Source organism: Mesorhizobium sp. CO1-1-11 (genome assembly GCF_020164995.1).
Lineage (GTDB): Bacteria > Pseudomonadota > Alphaproteobacteria > Rhizobiales > Rhizobiaceae > Mesorhizobium > Mesorhizobium australicum.
Genome location: NZ_JAIUHE010000007.1, coordinates 231,261 through 247,400 on the forward strand (window position 1 = coordinate 231,261; position 16,140 = coordinate 247,400).

General features: G+C 63.0%; 16 protein-coding genes and 1 pseudogene. 9 read left to right on the top strand and 8 right to left on the bottom strand.

The window, feature by feature from the left end; translation table 11 throughout:
- Positions 1-14: 14 nt before the first annotated feature.
- Positions 15-422 carry a DUF2000 family protein gene (locus tag LB554_RS10540; protein ID WP_224584403.1) on the bottom strand — a complete coding sequence of 136 codons (408 nt, stop codon included), beginning with the start codon at positions 420-422 and terminating at the stop codon, positions 15-17.
- A gap of 54 nt (positions 423-476) precedes the next feature.
- On the opposite strand from LB554_RS10540, the gene LB554_RS10545 reads away from it, so the two are divergent.
- A complete protein-coding gene (locus tag LB554_RS10545) occupies positions 477-1,346 on the top strand; it encodes an AraC family transcriptional regulator (RefSeq protein WP_224584404.1) in 870 nt (289 codons plus the stop codon).
- 12 nt (positions 1,347-1,358) lie between these two features.
- Here LB554_RS10545 and LB554_RS10550 read toward each other — a convergent pair whose 3' ends face one another.
- Together LB554_RS10550 and LB554_RS10555 are read right to left on the bottom strand one after the other, a co-directional pair.
- The gene (locus tag LB554_RS10550) at positions 1,359-1,829 is read right to left on the bottom strand and encodes a MarR family winged helix-turn-helix transcriptional regulator (RefSeq protein ID WP_015314298.1); all 471 of its coding nucleotides are present in this window, start codon (positions 1,827-1,829) and stop codon (positions 1,359-1,361) included.
- Positions 1,830-1,831: 2 nt separating this feature from the next.
- The gene (locus LB554_RS10555; RefSeq protein WP_224584405.1) at positions 1,832-2,116 is read right to left on the bottom strand and encodes a hypothetical protein; all 285 of its coding nucleotides are present in this window, start codon (positions 2,114-2,116) and stop codon (positions 1,832-1,834) included.
- A gap of 135 nt (positions 2,117-2,251) precedes the next feature.
- Between LB554_RS10555 and LB554_RS10560 the strand changes: the two genes are divergently transcribed.
- The 4 genes from LB554_RS10560 (at position 2,252) to LB554_RS10575 (ending at position 5,252) form a co-directional block, all read left to right on the top strand.
- On the top strand, positions 2,252-3,295 hold the full coding sequence (locus tag LB554_RS10560) for a CobW family GTP-binding protein (RefSeq protein ID WP_015314299.1): 1,044 nt from the start codon (positions 2,252-2,254) through the stop codon (positions 3,293-3,295).
- A 78-nt stretch (positions 3,296-3,373) separates the two neighbouring features.
- A complete protein-coding gene (locus LB554_RS10565; RefSeq protein ID WP_015314300.1) occupies positions 3,374-3,652 on the top strand; it encodes a DUF1778 domain-containing protein in 279 nt (92 codons plus the stop codon).
- On the top strand, positions 3,649-4,176 hold the full coding sequence (locus LB554_RS10570; protein WP_015314301.1) for a hypothetical protein: 528 nt from the start codon (positions 3,649-3,651) through the stop codon (positions 4,174-4,176). The genes LB554_RS10565 and LB554_RS10570 overlap by 4 nt, the downstream gene beginning before the upstream one ends.
- A 101-nt stretch (positions 4,177-4,277) precedes the next feature.
- Positions 4,278-5,252: a WD40 repeat domain-containing protein gene (locus LB554_RS10575; RefSeq protein ID WP_140723408.1), complete on the top strand. Its 975-nt coding sequence runs from the start codon at positions 4,278-4,280 to the stop codon at positions 5,250-5,252.
- Positions 5,253-5,265: 13 nt separating this feature from the next.
- Here the strand turns inward: LB554_RS10575 and LB554_RS10580 are convergent, their stop codons facing one another.
- Complete coding sequence (locus LB554_RS10580; protein WP_224584406.1) at positions 5,266-5,718, bottom strand: hypothetical protein; 453 nt, start codon at positions 5,716-5,718, stop codon at positions 5,266-5,268.
- A 157-nt stretch (positions 5,719-5,875) separates the two neighbouring features.
- On the opposite strand from LB554_RS10580, the gene LB554_RS10585 reads away from it, so the two are divergent.
- The 4 genes and pseudogenes from LB554_RS10585 to LB554_RS10600 all read left to right on the top strand — a co-directional run bounded on the left by LB554_RS10585 (position 5,876) and on the right by LB554_RS10600 (position 11,470).
- Positions 5,876-7,255, top strand: a complete 1,380-nt coding sequence (locus LB554_RS10585; protein ID WP_224584407.1) for an aspartate aminotransferase family protein — start codon at positions 5,876-5,878, stop codon at positions 7,253-7,255.
- 32 nt (positions 7,256-7,287) lie between these two features.
- Positions 7,288-8,673: a glutamine synthetase family protein gene (locus tag LB554_RS10590; RefSeq protein WP_141906038.1), complete on the top strand. Its 1,386-nt coding sequence runs from the start codon at positions 7,288-7,290 to the stop codon at positions 8,671-8,673.
- An 84-nt stretch (positions 8,674-8,757) separates the two neighbouring features.
- Positions 8,758-9,993 (top strand): putative DNA modification/repair radical SAM protein, encoded by a 1,236-nt coding sequence (locus LB554_RS10595; RefSeq protein ID WP_140714367.1) that lies wholly within the window; start codon positions 8,758-8,760, stop codon positions 9,991-9,993.
- Positions 9,994-9,995: 2 nt separating this feature from the next.
- Positions 9,996-11,470, top strand: a pseudogene (locus tag LB554_RS10600) (UdgX family uracil-DNA binding protein).
- 9 nt (positions 11,471-11,479) lie between these two features.
- Here LB554_RS10600 and LB554_RS10605 read toward each other — a convergent pair.
- The 4 genes from LB554_RS10605 to LB554_RS10620 form a co-directional block, all read right to left on the bottom strand.
- Positions 11,480-12,745: a glycerate kinase gene (locus LB554_RS10605; RefSeq protein ID WP_224584408.1), complete on the bottom strand. Its 1,266-nt coding sequence runs from the start codon at positions 12,743-12,745 to the stop codon at positions 11,480-11,482.
- A gap of 175 nt (positions 12,746-12,920) precedes the next feature.
- Positions 12,921-13,427, bottom strand: a complete 507-nt coding sequence (locus LB554_RS10610) for a heme-degrading domain-containing protein (protein ID WP_224584410.1) — start codon at positions 13,425-13,427, stop codon at positions 12,921-12,923.
- A gap of 76 nt (positions 13,428-13,503) precedes the next feature.
- Positions 13,504-14,817: a guanine deaminase gene (guaD, locus tag LB554_RS10615; protein ID WP_224584412.1), complete on the bottom strand. Its 1,314-nt coding sequence runs from the start codon at positions 14,815-14,817 to the stop codon at positions 13,504-13,506.
- Positions 14,818-14,819: 2 nt separating this feature from the next.
- Positions 14,820-16,037: a urate hydroxylase PuuD gene (locus LB554_RS10620; protein WP_015314311.1), complete on the bottom strand. Its 1,218-nt coding sequence runs from the start codon at positions 16,035-16,037 to the stop codon at positions 14,820-14,822.
- Positions 16,038-16,140 lie beyond the last annotated feature (103 nt).

Genomic DNA, 16,140 nt, shown 5'->3' on the forward strand with positions numbered 1-16,140 from the left:
TTAGCCTTCGGGCGCTACGTATGCATGCGGGCGCCCTTGGTTATCTTGTCGACCACCTTCTTCTCGGCACGCAGCGCTATGCCGACCACCTTGGCATCTTCGGGCGCGAACTCGGCAAAGACGGCGCGGTTGGCGGCATCGAAGCCGGTCGAGAACATCTCCTCGACATAGAGCGAGGTGGTGACGCCGCGTTCCAGCGCACGCCGATGGATCGCACTCATCGTTGCCTGGTCGGCCGAGAGCACGATGACCGGCTGGATCGACATGGGATTGTAGAGATTGCCGGCGCGGTCGCGATAGGGCCCGCCGATGATGTCGGGGAATTGCGCGACAATGCCGCTGGTCAGGAAGGCGGTGACGTTAAGTTTCTGCCAGACGGCCAGGTCTTGCCGCAGCACGATTGCAAATTTCGTATCGAACATGGGAAAGTGAGCCATTTCAAGGTTAGGCCCTGTGTAGCGAGGCTGAAGGAGACGATGTCGTTCGATCTAGACCGTCAGGCCTTCGAGGGTCTTGGACGTTTGTGCGCCGATGCCGCTGAAAACTGCATCATCTCCGCTCGCGACCCCGCGGGGATGGAGCGCATCGAGGCGCGGTTTCACGGCAGCGCCTTCGATCCGCATCGCCACGACACCTACGCGATCGGGGTGACGCTGCGCGGCGTGCAGACCTTCCGCTATCGCGGCGCGGCACGGCTGAGCCTGCCCGGCCAGGTCATCGTGCTGCATCCGGACGAGTTGCACGATGGCGGCGCCGGCACGGAAGAAGGCCTGCGCTACAGGATGCTCTATCTTGAGCCGTCACTGATGCTCGACTGTCTCGGCGGCACGGCGCTGCCCTTCGTCAGGGACGGCGTGGTGACGGACGAGGCCTTCTGCGCGACCCTGCTGTCGGCGCTCGGGCCGTTGGAGCAGGAACTCGACGAGCTGTTCGTCGACGACTTCCTGGCGCGACTGATGCAAAGTCTGAACCGGCATGCCGGCAAGCCGGCAAAGCCAATAGCCGGGACGGCGTGGCGGGCGGCGACACTGGCGGGTGAGTATCTCACGGAAAACCTCGACCGGCCCGTGCGTTCGGGTGAGTTGGAAGCCGTCACGGGTCTCGACCGCTATGCCCTGTCGAGACATTTCCGCGCGGCCTTCTCGACCAGCCCGCATCGTTTCCTGGTAATGCGCCGGCTTCAGCGCGCGCGCAGGATGATCGCCGCCGGCGTGCCCTTGGCACAGATCGCGATCGAGGCCGGCTTCAGCGACCAGAGCCACTTCAACAGGCAATTCAAGAAAGCGTTCGGCATGACGCCGGGCCGTTGGTCGTCCTTGATCCACGGAAATACCGCGGCAGCCTGACGGCCGGAGAGATCAGTCATCCGACTCGGCGTCGTCATCGATCAGCACCAACTCCTCGTTGGAGAGGTTGGCCTCGATGCGGGCGAGCAGCTTGAACAGAGCCTTCTGGTCCTTCTTGTCGAGACCCTTAAGCGCCTGCTTTTCGGTCTTCTTCACCGACTTCTCAATGGCGCGGATGGTTTCACGGCCGGTATCGGTGAGGAAGATATGGGCCTGGCGGGCATCGGAGTCCGACGCGCGTTTCTCCAGAAAACCCTGTGCCTGCAGCCGGTTGATGGTCTTGGTGATGGTCGGCGGACGCACGCCAAGACGCCCGGCGAGATTGCCCGGCGTCTGGCCGTCCTCACGGTCCAGCGCCAGCATGATCTGGTCCTGGCCGGCGTAAAAGCCATGCGCCAGGAGCCGTGCCGCCAGCGCGGTCCTTGCCAGCCTTGCCGCTGAATGCAGCCGGCTCATCGTTGCAGTCTTGTCCGCCTTGGCCATGGTCATCCCTCTTCGGCCGTACCGGTGCGCACAGCATAGACGCAGCCGGCCGGTTGGCAATCGACGATCGAAAAAGATTCCGGCATCCGAAACAGCTTTGCCGGCAAGCATTCGCGGTGTCCGCCGTGGTGATGCCAGATGTTTATTTCAGTTAGATGACAAACGAGTTTCGGGTGAAGGGAATTCGGAGCGACCAGTGCGTGAATGCGATCCGACGACCGGACAGCCCTGGCAAGAGGCCCGTTAATCATTCCGTCGCCGGGGACGGCGGCCGCTTCCGCGGCCATGATGCCGGGACAATCCCGGTCGGCAGCTTTGGCCCATGGTTTGCCCCGTGCAAAAGCCCGGCGCACATCCTATATGGAACCGACAATCCCTTTTCGCGGCCTGAATTTCAGGGCCTAGTCATTTCGAGGCAAGCCATGAGCGAAGCGCAGACACAGATCCCCGTAACCGTCCTCACCGGCTATCTCGGCGCCGGCAAGACGACGCTGCTCAACCGCATCCTGTCGGAAAACCACGGCAGGCGCTACGCCGTCATCGTCAACGAATTCGGCGAGATCGGCATCGACAACGACCTGATCGTGGAATCAGACGAGGAGATCTACGAGATGAACAATGGCTGCGTCTGCTGCACGGTGCGCGGCGACCTGATCCGCGTCGTCGAGGGCCTGATGCGGCGGCCCGGCCGCTTCGACGCCATCGTCGTCGAGACCACCGGTCTCGCCGATCCTGTGCCGGTGGCGCAGACCTTCTTCATGGATGACGACGTGCGCTCCAAGACCAAGCTCGATGCCGTGGTGGCCCTGGTCGACGCCAAGCACCTGCCGCTCAGGCTCAAGGATTCCAAGGAAGCCGAGGACCAGATCGCCTTCGCCGACGTCGTCGTGCTCAACAAGACCGACCTCGTCACCCCGGAAGAACTCGCCAAGGTCGAGGCGACGATCCGCGCCATCAACCCGGCCGCCAAAATTCACCGCACGACGCGCGCCGGCGTCGCCCTGTCGGAAGTGCTCGACCGTGGCGCCTTCGACCTGTCCAGGGCGCTGGAGAACGATCCGCATTTCCTCGAAGCGCATGATGAACACGATCACCACGATCATGATCATGATCATCACGACCACGATGGGCACGACCACCACCATCACGCTCATCCGTCCGACATCCATGACGTGACGGTGCAGTCGGTGTCGCTGCGCGGCGGCGAGATGGACCCGAAGAAATTCTTCCCGTGGATCGAGAAGGTCACCCAGATGGAAGGCCCCAACATCCTGCGGCTGAAAGGCATCATCGCGCTCAAGGGCGATGACGAGCGCTATGTCATCCAGGGCGTGCACATGATCATCGAAGGCGACCACCAGCGCGCCTGGAAGGACGGCGAAAAGCACGAAAGCCGGCTGGTGTTCATCGGCCGCGAACTCGACGCTGAACGGCTGAAGAAGAGCTTTGACGCCTGCCAGGCCTAGGTTCAGCCACACGATTCAAAGCTTGAATTGTGCGATACGTACACATATCATGTGTACGTATCGCGATGAGGAATGACCATGCCTAGACCTGCGGACAACAAGACCGAGCGCTACCAAATCCGCATTCCCCCTTCGGAGAAGGCGATGATCGCGCGCGCCGCTGCGCTCTCGCACAAAGACATGGCAGACTTCATCCTCGATAAGATCGTGCCTGCGGCGCAGGCGGTGATTGATGCGGCTGAAGTGACGAAGGTGTCCGACCGCGACTTTAAGCGCATCCTGGACCTGCTGGAACACCCGCCAAAACCCAACGCCAGGCTCAAGGCGGCGATTGCGGCCTTGCCGGACACTTTGTGACTCTTCCGTCCTGGCACGAGGAGCCAATAGCAAAACGCCACGATCGAGCGTCCTTCGATTGTGGCGACCTGCAGATGAACGAATTTCTGCAGCGGTTCGCGCGACAGAGTCATGATCAGAATGCGGCCAAGACCTTCTGCGCGATCGGCGATACAGCTTCGGAACGTGTACTCGGTTTTTATACGATCGCGCCGTCCGCCGTCGCTCATGAAGCCGTTCCCGCAGCCCTGACGAGAGGCTTGGCACGACACGAAGTTTCCGGCTTCAAGCTTGGCCGTCTTGCCACCGATCGCACCGTCGCCGGGCAAGGCCTCGGAGGTCAGTTGCTTGCCGCGGCGGCATTGCGCTGCCTGCGGCTTGCGGGAGAAGGGGGCGGCATTCTGCTCATCATCGACGCTAAGAGCGAGCGGGCGGCAAAGTGGTATGCAAGCTACGGCGCCGAGCGTCTCACAGGATCGGATTTGACTCTGGTGATGCCGTTGGCAGCATTCGCTGCGGATCTACGAGCCAAGGGGCTGCTTTGACGCCTGCCCCTTCATCACTTGCCAATCCCGATGGTTGTCGGAACCGCAAACGTCGAGTAAGCCGCCTCTACAATTCTAATCCAGTCGAACAAAGATAACCCATGCCCACAGTTGCCCCGCTTGATCTCGAAGGCCATTGCGTCGCCGCCGTCTTCCTCGGCGACGTGCCGCATTTCGCGCTGGCCGATGGTGCTGTCCATCGGCTCGACAATGGCCACAAGACGGTGCAGGCCAATGACGGGCTGCTTGCCGCCTTCCATGACGCGGCCAACGACCGGCTGATCACCGGCGGCGAGGACGGCAAGGTTTTTGCCGTGAAAGCCGGCGGCGAGACCCAGGAGGTGGCGAACGCGGGAAAAAAATGGATCACCAGCGTTGCCGCCGGGCCGCAAGGAGCCATCGCCTATGCCACGGGCAAGACCGCCTTCGTGCGCTTCGCCGATGGCAAGACCCGGGAATTTGCCCATCCGCGCTCGGTCGAGGGGCTGGCCTTCTCGCCCAAGGGCATGCGCTTCGGCGTCGCCCGTTACAATGGCGCGACGCTGCATTTCCCCGCCGCCGAGGGCAAGCCGGTGGAGCTGGAATGGGCGGGCGCGCACACCGGCATCACCTTCTCGCCGGACGGCGCCTTTCTGGTCACCACCATGCAGGAAAACGCCCTGCATGGCTGGAAGCTGGCCGACGGCAAGCACATGCGCATGAGCGGCTATCCCGGCAAGGTCAAAAGCCTGTCATGGAGCGTGAAAGGCAAGTGGCTGGCCAGTTCCGGCGCGCCGGCGGCGATCGTCTGGCCGTTTTCGGGCAAGGACGGCCCGATGGGCAAGGCGCCGCTGGAACTCGGCACGCGCGGCAATGCCATGGTGACGGCGGTCGCCTGCCATCCGAGCCAGGACGTCGTCGCAGTCGGTTACGACGACGGCATGGTGATGGCCGTGCGCTTTTCCGACGCCAAGGAGGTGCTTTTGCGGCGACCGGGCAAGGGCGCCATCACCGCCATGATGTGGGACAGGGAAGAACGCCGCGTCGCCTTCGGCAGCGCCGCCGGCGACTGTGGCGTCATCGACATCACGGCCTAGCCGGGATGGCCGATCACTCGGCCCCGCAGGAGACCTTGCCGGTCAGATCGACGGGCTTGCCGTCGCTTTCCTTGTCGGCGGTGCTGTCATAGACAGCGAGCTTGTAATGCCCGTCATAGACGCCCTCGTCGCTGGCCCTGGTCAGGATCGTCAATTCGACCGAACTGTAGACCTTGGCGACCTGCTGCTCGTGGTAGATGTTCAGCCGCAGTTCCTCGTCGTCGAGCCAATACTGGGTGAGGTTCGCATCCTCGAACACCGTCTTGCGCAATGGATCACCCGTGGGCCTTGCCTTGATTTCGAGGTCGCCGCGGAAATTGAAAGTCGGGCCGCCCATGCCCGTGGTGACGCCGGCATCGACCTGGAATTTGACCTGTGGATCATCGACGGTGCACCAGATACCGCCGGTCGCGAACGCCGTACCGGCCGACAGGAAGAGCATGGTCACGCAGATGATCGTCCGCATTCTTTCCCCCGCTTGTCGTTGCCGACAGCATTGGCGCCGACTTCGCAAGCGGGGTCAAGCGCCGCCGCTGGCGGCTGAGCCAATGCAGAACGGACGCACGGCCAATTGCCGTTGCGGAGGTGGATTGGGTAAGTAGGAATGAGCCAGAGGGATTTTCATGCACGGCAGCGACAGTTCAAAGACCATCGGCGGGATCAGCCGCGACCGCATCGCGCAATTGCGCGAGACGGAAGGGGCAGCCTTTCGCGAGGCGCGGCCGAGATCGCAAACCAAGGTCGGCAACGGCCTGCCCGGCTTCTTCGGCGGCGTGCCGATGCACTGGATGAACGATTGGCCGACCCCGTTTCCGATCCTGGTCGACAGCGCCCGAGGCGCCACGATCACCGACATGGACGGCAACAAGCTGGACGATTTCTGCCTCGGCGACACCGGTTCGATGTTCGGCCACTCGCCTCCGCCGGTGGCGCGCGCCATTCGCCGCCAGGCGGGGCGCGGCCTGACCTATATGCTGCCTTCCGAGGATGCGCTGGCCATCGGGCCGCTGCTGCAGCAGCGCTTCGGCCTGCCGTTCTGGCAGATCGCGACCACGGCGACCGACGCCAATCGCTTCGCGCTGCGCGTCGCCCGTGCCGTCACCTCCAGGGAGAAGATCCTGGTCTTCAACGGCTGCTATCACGGCTCGGTGGACGAGACGATGGTGCGGCTGATCGACGGCAAGCCCGTCAACCGGCCGGGACTGGCGGGCGAATTCCGCGACCTGACCCGCACGGCCAAGGTCATCGAGTTCAACGACGTTGCCGCACTGGAAGCCGCGCTCAAGGACAGGGACGTTGCCTGCGTCATCGCCGAGCCGGTGCTGACCAATTCCTGCATGGTACTTGCCGACCCTGGCTACCATGATGCGCTGCGAAAATTGACGCGTGAAGCCGGCACCCTGCTCTTGATCGACGAGACGCATACGATCTCGACCGGTCCCGGTGGTTACACCAGTAAATATGGGCTGGAGCCCGACTTGTTCGTGCTGGGCAAGCCGATTGCCGGCGGCGTGCCGGCGAGTGTCTGGGGCATGAGCGAGGAGGTCGCCTCGCACTATGCCGACTATAACAGAACGAAAGAGCCGGGATATTCCGGCATGGGCACGACGCTGTCGGCCAACCCGCTGCAGTTCGCCGCCATGCGCGCCACGCTCGAGGAGGTGATGACGCAAGAGAATTACGACCGCATGGATCATCTGGCGCGGCGGCTCGATGCCGGGCTGAACGGCGTGATCGATTGTTACAATCTGCCCTGGCATGTCTCCCGCGTCGGGGCACGCGTCGAGTTCATCTGCGCGCCCGGCCCGCTGCGCAACGGTGCCGAGGCGGACGTTGCGCATGCGCCGGAACTGGAGGCTGCTATCCATGTCGCGCTGGTCAATCGCGGCGTGCTGATCGCACCGTTCCACAACATGATGCTGATCTCGCCGGCAACGTCAGGCACCCAGGTCAACCGGCTGATCGCCGCGTTCGGCGCGGTTGCGGCAAAGCTTGCGGCGTGAGACAAGCGCCCAAGCCAAACTTGAGTGCGATCATGACCTCACCTTCGGGCTCGACGCCCACCGAGGCGCAAGCCTTCCTCGACGCCCATCCCGAGATCGAGGCCTTCGATATCGTGCTGACCGACGCCAATGGTGTGGGGCGCGGCAAGATCGTGCGCAGGCATGAGCTGAAAAGCATTTTCGAGGGCGGCCGGCATATGCCGATCTCCATTCTCGGCCTCGACATCACCGGCGAGGATGTGCACGAAACCGGGCTGATCTGGGACAGCGGCGACGGCGACCTGAGGGCCTGGCCGATTCCGGGCACGCTGGTGCCGCTTTACGGCACGAAGCCACCGCGCGGCCAACTGCTGATGGCGATGTATCATCTCGACGGCCAGCCAATGTCGTCGGATCCGCGGCTGGCGCTTGCCCGGCAGGTCGACATATTGGCCGCCAAGGGACTCTATCCCGCCGGTGCCTTCGAGCTCGAGTTTTTTCTGCTGGCCAATGAGCGCGACGCCGACGGCAAGGTGCAGCCGGCGCGCGCGGTGCTCGATGGCCGCGTCTCGGGCAAGACCGAAGTTTATTCAGTCGACCATCTGCACGGCATGGAGCCGTTGTTCTCCGACATCTACGCCGCCGCCAAGGCGCAAGGCATTCCGGCCGAGACGGTGATTTCCGAATATGCGCCCGGCCAGTACGAACTGACGCTGAATTACCGCAAGGACGTGATGCGGGCGGCCGACGATCTGGTCATGCTGAAGCGGCTGGTGCGGGCGCAGGCGCGCCGCCATGGTGTCACCGCCTGCTTCATGGCCAAGCCGATCGAGAAATATGCCGGCTCCGGTATGCATTTCCATGTCTCGCTGCAGGACAAGGACGGCCGAAACGTCTTTGCGGAAGCCGCCGGCGAGAGCTGGTCGCTGCCGCTGCTGCGTGGCCTCGGCGGGCTGATCCAGACCATGGCGGAATCAATGCTGGTGTTTGCGCCGCATGCCAATTCCTGGCGGCGCTTCGTCTCGCAATCCTATGCGCCGGTGGCGCCGAGCTGGGGCGTCAACAACCGCTCGGTAGCGTTGCGCGTGCCGGCCGGCGATGCAAAGAACCGGCGCATCGAGCATCGTCCATCAGGCGTCGACGCCAATCCGTATCTGATTGCCGCGACGGTGCTTGCCGGCATCGTCAAGGGCCTCGACGAAGGGCTCGATCCCGGCCCCGAAACGACCGGCAATGGCTATGAAGCGGCAATCACCCGCACGACGATGCCGGCCGATTGGCGGGCCGCCATCGAAGCGGCCAAGGCGTCCAGCTTCCTGAAGGGCGCGCTCGGCGAGGACCTGCACCGCACCTTTGTGGCGATCAAGCAGTCCGAGTACCTGCGCGTGGCGCGCACAGTAAGCGAGCTGGACTATCATCTCTATCTGCACGAAGTCTGATGCGGGAGACCGGCGGCGATCACTTTTTCGCCGTCACCATCAAATGAGATGGCGCATTGGCCTGTTAGAACATATCATGAACAAATGAGCGCACTCCCTGTTCGTGAGAAACTGGCAATCCTGTCCGACGCCGCCAAATACGACGCCTCCTGCGCCTCATCGGGCGCGGCGAAAAAGGACTCTTTGAAATCCGGCGGCATCGGCTCCACCGAAGGCATGGGCATCTGCCATTCCTACGCACCGGACGGCCGCTGCATCTCGCTGCTGAAAATCCTGCTGACCAATTTCTGCATCTACGACTGCAGCTATTGCATCAATCGCTCGTCCTCGAATGTCCGGCGCGCCCGCTTCGGCATCGACGAGGTGGTGAAGCTGACCATGGATTTCTACCGGCGCAATTATGTCGAAGGGCTTTTCCTGTCCTCGGGCGTCATCCGTTCGCCTGACGAGACCATGGGCGAGATGGTCGAGGTGGCGCGGCGGCTGCGGCTGGAGGAAAAATTCTCCGGCTATATCCATCTCAAAACCATCCCCGAGAGTTCGGCGGACCTGATCGAGAAGGCCGGGCTCTATGCCGACCGCCTGTCGATCAATGTCGAATTGCCCACCGACGAGGGCGTGAAGAAGCTGGCGCCGGAAAAGAGGCCGGAGACAATCCGGCTTTCCATGGCCAATTTGCGCCGGAAGATGGAGGAAAAAGCCGAGCCGACGTTGCGGACCAAAAAACGAGAACGCTTCGCCCCGGGTGGCCAGTCGACGCAGATGATCATTGGCGCGGACAACACCTCCGACGACGGAATCCTGCACGCCAGCGCCCGGCTGTATGGCAGCTACCATTTGCGGCGCGTCTATTACTCGGCCTTCAGTCCGATCCCCGATTCCTCGTCATCGCTGCCGCTCCGAAAGCCGCCGCTGATGCGCGAACACCGGCTCTACCAGGCCGACTGGCTGATGCGCTTCTACGGATTTTCGCAGCCTGAAATCCTGGCCGGCAGCAGCGATGGCATGCTCGATCTCGCCATCGATCCGAAACTTGCCTGGGCGCTGCGCAACCGGGGACGTTTCCCCGTCGACGTCAACCGCGCCGACCGCGAAGCGCTGCTGCGCGTGCCTGGCCTGGGAACCAAGGTTGTCGCGAAAATCCTCGAAACCCGCCGCTACCGGCGACTGCGGCTCGAGGATGTCGGCCGGCTCTGCCATTCGATCGCCAAGCTCAGGCCCTTCATCATCGCCGAAGGCTGGTCGCCAGGCGCGCTCACAGACAAGGCCGGACTGCGCGGCAAGATCGTGCAATCCTGCGAACAACTGGCGCTGTTTTGACGATACGGCCGGCCGAGCTCGACCTCACCCGCCACACCGTTTGGCTTGAAAGCCAGACCGATTTCGCCGGCTGGCGCGACGCGGCTCGGCGGCTGGCGTTGAATGAGATCAGACCCGAGGACATCAGCTGGCATGTCGTAGCCGGTCTTGACCGGCCGCCAAGCGACTTGCCTGACGTGCCGCAGGGCGCTGAGCTCATTGTGCCACGCGATTTCATCGGCCACGCCGAGACCGCCTTCTGCCATTCCGATCCCGGACGTTTCGCCTTTCTCTATAGGCTGCTGTGGCGGCTGCGCACCGAGCCCAAATTGCTGGCGATCGCATCGGATCCCGACACCAAACGGCTTGAAACCATGGAAAAGGCGGTGCGGCGCGACAGCCACAAGATGCACGCCTTCGTCCGCTTCCGGAAGATCGGCGAGGGCGAGGATGAACGCTATGTCGCCTGGTTCGAACCCGACCATTTCATCGTCGAGCGCAATGCGGATTTCTTCGTCAGGCGTTTTACCGGCATGCGCTGGACGATCCTGACGCCTTACGCGTCCGCCGATTGGGATGGCGAGAGGCTGGCGATCGGGCCGGGCGCGGCCAAGGGCGATGCGCCAGACAAGGACGACACCGAGACGCTGTGGAGGACTTATTTCGAGAACATCTTCAATCCGGCACGCCTCAAGGTGAAGGCCATGCAAAAGGAGATGCCGAAGAAATATTGGCGGAACCTTCCCGAGGCCTCGCTCATTCCTGACTTGATCGCAGGAGCGGACGAGGCCGCCAGGGATATGATTGCGAAGATGCCGACAACGCCCGCGCCGCACCACGCCAAGGTGCAGGCGAGGCACTGGCCTAAGCATGAGCCTACCGAAGCGCCTGATGACCGCGACGCGCACACGGTTTCCGAATTGCGCGAGGCCGCCAAGGGATGCCGCCGCTGTCCGCTTTGGCGCGATGCGACGCAGACCGTATTCGGCGAGGGGCCTGACAACGCCAAGGTGATTTTCGTCGGCGAACAGCCGGGCGACCAGGAAGACCTCGCCGGCCAGCCGTTCGTCGGCCCGGCGGGCAAGGTTTTCGATGCCATATTGGACGATGCCGGGGTCGACCGGCTGAAGGTCTACGTCACCAACGCGGTCAAGCACTTCAAATTCGAACCGCGCGGAAAACGCCGCATCCACTCCAAGCCGAATGTCGGCGAGGTTCAAGCCTGCCGCTGGTGGCTCGACCACGAGTTTGACCTGATCAAGCCGAATCTCGCCGGGGCGCGCGGGGCCCCCCCCCGGCGGCGCTATCCCTGCTTGGCAAGGCGGTCCCGGTGACCAAGATGCGGGGCCAGGTGATCGAACGCGTGGATGGTTTGCGTGTCTTCCTCACCATCCATCCGTCCTTCATCCTGCGCATTCGGGATCACGCCGACAAAGAAGCCGAACGCGAGCGGTTTTTGCAGGATATGAAGCAGGTGAAGAAGTTGATGGCAGCTTGATCTGCCGGTTTAGCGAACGAGAATTGCCCTGAGATCGTTCACGTTCGTGCCGGTCGGGCCGGGCACGAAGAGATCGCAAACGGCATTGAAGGCCGTCCAGGCATTGTTTCCGGCCAGCATCGCCTTGGCATCCACACCCGCCGCGCGCATGCGCGAAACGGTCGAGCCGTCGGCGAAGGCGCCGGCATTGTCTTCCGAGCCGTCGATGCCGTCGGTATCTGCGGCAAGAGCGTGAATGCCTTGCATGCCGTTGATGCCGATGGCGAAGGCAAGCAGGAATTCCGAGTTGCGGCCACCCTTGCCTTTGGCCCGCAACGTCACGGTGGTCTCCCCGCCCGACAGGATCAGAACCGGCTTTTGGAAGGGCCGGTTGCGCGTTGCCACTTCGCGGGCGATTGCCGCGTGGACGCCGCCGACCTCGCGTGCTTCGCCTTCGATGGCATCGGAGAGGATGACGGCTTCGATGCCTTGCCGCCTCGCTTCCACCACTGCCGCTTCCAGCGACACGCCGGCCGATGCGATCAGATGCACCTCGTTGCGCGCAAAGCGCTGATCGCCGGGATCTGGGGCGTCGGCCGCCGGCGACTGGAGATGCGCCATCACCGCGTCCGGCAGTTTCATGCCATAGGCTGATATAGAAGCCAGGGCATTCTCACGGCTGCCGACATCGGGAACGGTTGGGCCGGAGGCGACAAGGGCCGGATTGTCGCCGGGGATGTCGGAGACCACCAGCGACACCACCTTGGCCGGCCAGGCCGCGGCAGCCAGCCGGCCGCCTTTGATGGTGGAGAGGTGTTTGCGGATGGTATTCATCGCCGCGATCGGGGCGCCGGAGGCAAGCAGCGCCTCGTTGACGGCGATCTCGTCGGCCAGCGTCAGGCCGGCGGCCGGAGACGGCAGCAGCGCCGAACCGCCGCCGGAAATCAGCGCCACGACCAGATCGTCCGCTGTCAGCCCTTGCACCTTCTCCAGCAGGCGCCGCGACGCCTCGAGCCCGGCGGCGTCCGGCACCGGGTGTGCGGCCTCGATAATCTCGATGCGCTCGCATTTGGCGCCATAGCCGTAGCGGGTAACGACCAGGCCCTCGATCGTCCCATCCCAAACCTTCTCGAAGGCCGCCGCCATCTGCGCCGAGCCCTTGCCGGCACCGATGACGATGGTGCGGCCCTTCGGCTTTGCCGGCAAATGATCGCGAATGGTCTTTTCCGGATCGGCGGCCGCAACGGCGGCGTCGAAGATGGAGATGAGGAAGGATTCGGGATCGAGCACGGTCATCCTTGGCTGCCATTGGCGATTTGCGAATAGCCGCAAGGCTGGCCCCGCCCCTCATCCGCCTCCCCGCACCTTCTCCCCGTATAGTGACGGGGAGAAGGGAAGCGCTCCAGCGTTGGTGCCCCCTTCTCCCCGTCTCTATACGGGGAGAGGGTGAGGGGGAGGGGCAGCGCTGACGTCACGATTTTTCTTCCGGCGGCAGAGCAAGCTGGCCTGCATCGATGGCCAGGTAATCGCACAGCGCATCGACCACCACGCCATGATCCTGGCGCTCAGGCAGGCCAGAGACCGCGATCACGCCGATGACACCGACGCCCTTGACCGCAACCGGAAAGCCGCCGCCGGCCAACACATAGTCAGCAATATCGAGCCCCTCGCCGATCTTGAAGGTGCGGTCGGGGCGCTGCTGCTCCAGCACCAGCCGGTAAGTGCTTCTGAGATAGCGCTTCACGACATTGATTTTGCGCCGCGCCCAGTCGGGATTGGAAGCATTCGAACCAGGCATCGCCGCATAGAACAGGGGCCGGTCCCACAGCCTGATATCGACTATAATCGGCAGGTTCTCTGCTGTTGCACGACGACGGATGGCCGAACCGATCTCGAAGGCGACAGCCTCGTCGAAGGCCGTGAAGACAAGCGTCTCTTCCTGTCTCTTGATCAGAGCGATGTCGTCAGCAACGGCCATGTCGTTCCCCTGTCAACTTCGCCGCACGCTTTGACCGATGGCTGCCGCCGGGTCAAGCGGGGAACACGCCGCAGTGCTAAATTGCGATGTCGCTCTTGGCAGGCCGCCCCGCGACATAGACCTCGCGCACCGCGCGGTCGTCTCCCAGCGTCTGCAGCAGGAACAGTTCCTGCGCCAGCGTCTCGACCGTTTCCATCCTGAGCCGCATCGCCGGCGTCGCCCTGGCATCGAGCACGACGATATCGGCGTCGGTGCCATCCTCCAGCGTGCCGATCCTGTCCGCCACCGACAGCGCCTCGGCGTTGCCACGCGTGATCTGCCAGAATGACTGGAACGGGTTGAGCTTCTCACCATTGAGCGCGATCACCTTGTAGCCCTCGTCCATGGTACGCAGCATCGAATAGTTGGTGCCGCCGCCGACATCGGTGGCGGTCGCGATGCGCAATGGCTTGTCGCGGCAGCGAAAGCGCTGATAGTCGAACAGGCCGGAGCCGAGGAACAGGTTGGAGGTCGGGCAGAATACCGCCACCGAACCGCTGTCCGACAGCGCGTCCGCCTCACGCTCCGACAAATGAATGCAATGACCGAACAGGCTCTTTTTGCCAAGCAGCCCGTAATGTTCGTACACATCGGTGTAGTCGCGCGACCAGGGGTAGAGCTGTTGCGTGAAGGCAATCTCGGCGTGGTTTTCCGACAGATGCGTCTGCATGTGCAGGTCGGGATGTTCGCGGCACAGCGCGCCGGCCATCTCCATCTGCTCCGGTGAGGAGGTGATGGCAAAGCGTGGCGTGATGGCATAAAGCTGGCGGCCCTTGCCGTGCCACTCGGCGATCAGCGCCTTGGTGTCGTCATAGCCGGATTGCGGCGTGTCGAGTACGCCTTCGGGCGCATTGCGGTCCATCATCACCTTGCCGGCGATGTTGAGCATGTCGCGCGCGTGCGACTCGGCGAAGAAGGCTTCCGCCGACGCCCTATGCACCGAACAGTAAGCGGCGACCGTCGTCGTGCCATGGCGCACCGTCTCATCAAGGAACAGGCGCGCGATGCGGCGGCCATGCTGCGCGTTGGCGAATTTTGTTTCCTCTGGAAAGGTGTAGGTGTTCAGCCAGTCGAGCAGTTCGGCGCCATAGGAAGCGATGATCTGCATCTGCGGGAAATGCACATGGGCATCGATGAAGCCCGGCAGCAACAGATGCGGCCGGTGATCGATCTTTTTTGTCCCCTCGCCCGCCTGTTTCTCGACATCGGCGTAGGCGCCCGATGCAACGATCCTGCCGTCGCTTATCAGCAGGCCGCCATCTTCTTCGTAGCGCCAGGCGGAGTGGTCGTCGATGGCTTGCGGCCGGCGCACGAAGGACAGCGTGCGGCCGCGCAGAAGTGTCGAGGTCATGCTTATTTCCCCGCGCCTTCGAACCAGGCGACCAGCAGCGCCCGCTCCTTGTCGGTGATCTCTGTGACATTGGCGGGCGGCATGGCGTGGCTGCGGCCTGCCTGCAGGTAAATCTCGCGGGCATGATCAGCAATGCCCGCGTCCGTATCCAGCATCACCCCCTTGGGCGCGTGGTAGATGCCCTCGTAGACCGGCTCCGCGGCATGGCACATCGAGCAGCGGCCAAGCACGGTGTCGCGCACCGCCGGGAAATGCGCCGAAGCGATATAGACTTGCGCCGAGGCGGAAACCTTAGGTTCACCGGTCAGCACCTTCGGCACGGTCGACAGCCAGATGATGATGAGGAACAGGACAAGGGCGCCCAGCCAGGTCCAGTGCGGGTTGCCGGCACGTTTGTGCACGCTGTTGAAATAGTGGCGGATCAAGACACCGATGATGAACACCAGCGAGGCGATGACCCAGTTGAACTGTGTCCCGAACGCCAGCGGATAATGGTTCGACAGCATCAGGAACAGCACGGGGAGCGTCAGATAGTTGTTGTGGAGCGAACGCTGCTTGGCGATCTTGCCGTACTTCGGATCCGGCTTGCGTCCTGCGATGAGGTCGGCGACGACGATCTTCTGGTTCGGAATGATGACCATGAAGACATTGGCCGACATGATCGTCGCGGTGATGGCGCCAAGATGCAGGAAGGCGGCGCGGCCGGTGAACAGATGCGTCAGTCCCCAGGCGATGAACACCAGCACGCAATAGAGAACCAGCATCAGGCCGGTGTCGCTTTTGCCGAGCGGCGAGCGGCACAGGAGATCATAGACCACCCAGCCGACGCCGATCGTCGCCATCGACAGCAGGATGCCTATTGGCACCGACATCGGCAGCACATTGGGATCGATCAGGAACAGGTCCGCTCCGGCGTAATAAACCACGCACAGCATGGCGAAACCGGACAGCCAGGTGGCGTAGGATTCCCACTTGAACCAGGTCAGATGCTCGGGCATCTCGGCCGGCGCCACCAGATATTTCTGGATGTGGTAGAAGCCACCGCCATGCACCTGCCATTCCTCGCCGAAGGCGCCGACGGGCATGCCTGGTCGCTGGCGCAGGCCCAGATCGAGCGCGACGAAATAGAAGGACGAGCCGATCCAGGCGATGCCGGTGACGACGTGCAGCCAGCGCACGGCGAAGCTCAGCCAGTCCCAGAAAATCGCGAAATCCATCATTGAAGTCGTCCCTGCCGATGACGCGACTTTAAGGTGTGGCGCGTAAACGGAAAGAGGCGAGGTGTGCGATGACTTTCAAAAAAAATTGGAAAATACTAGGTTG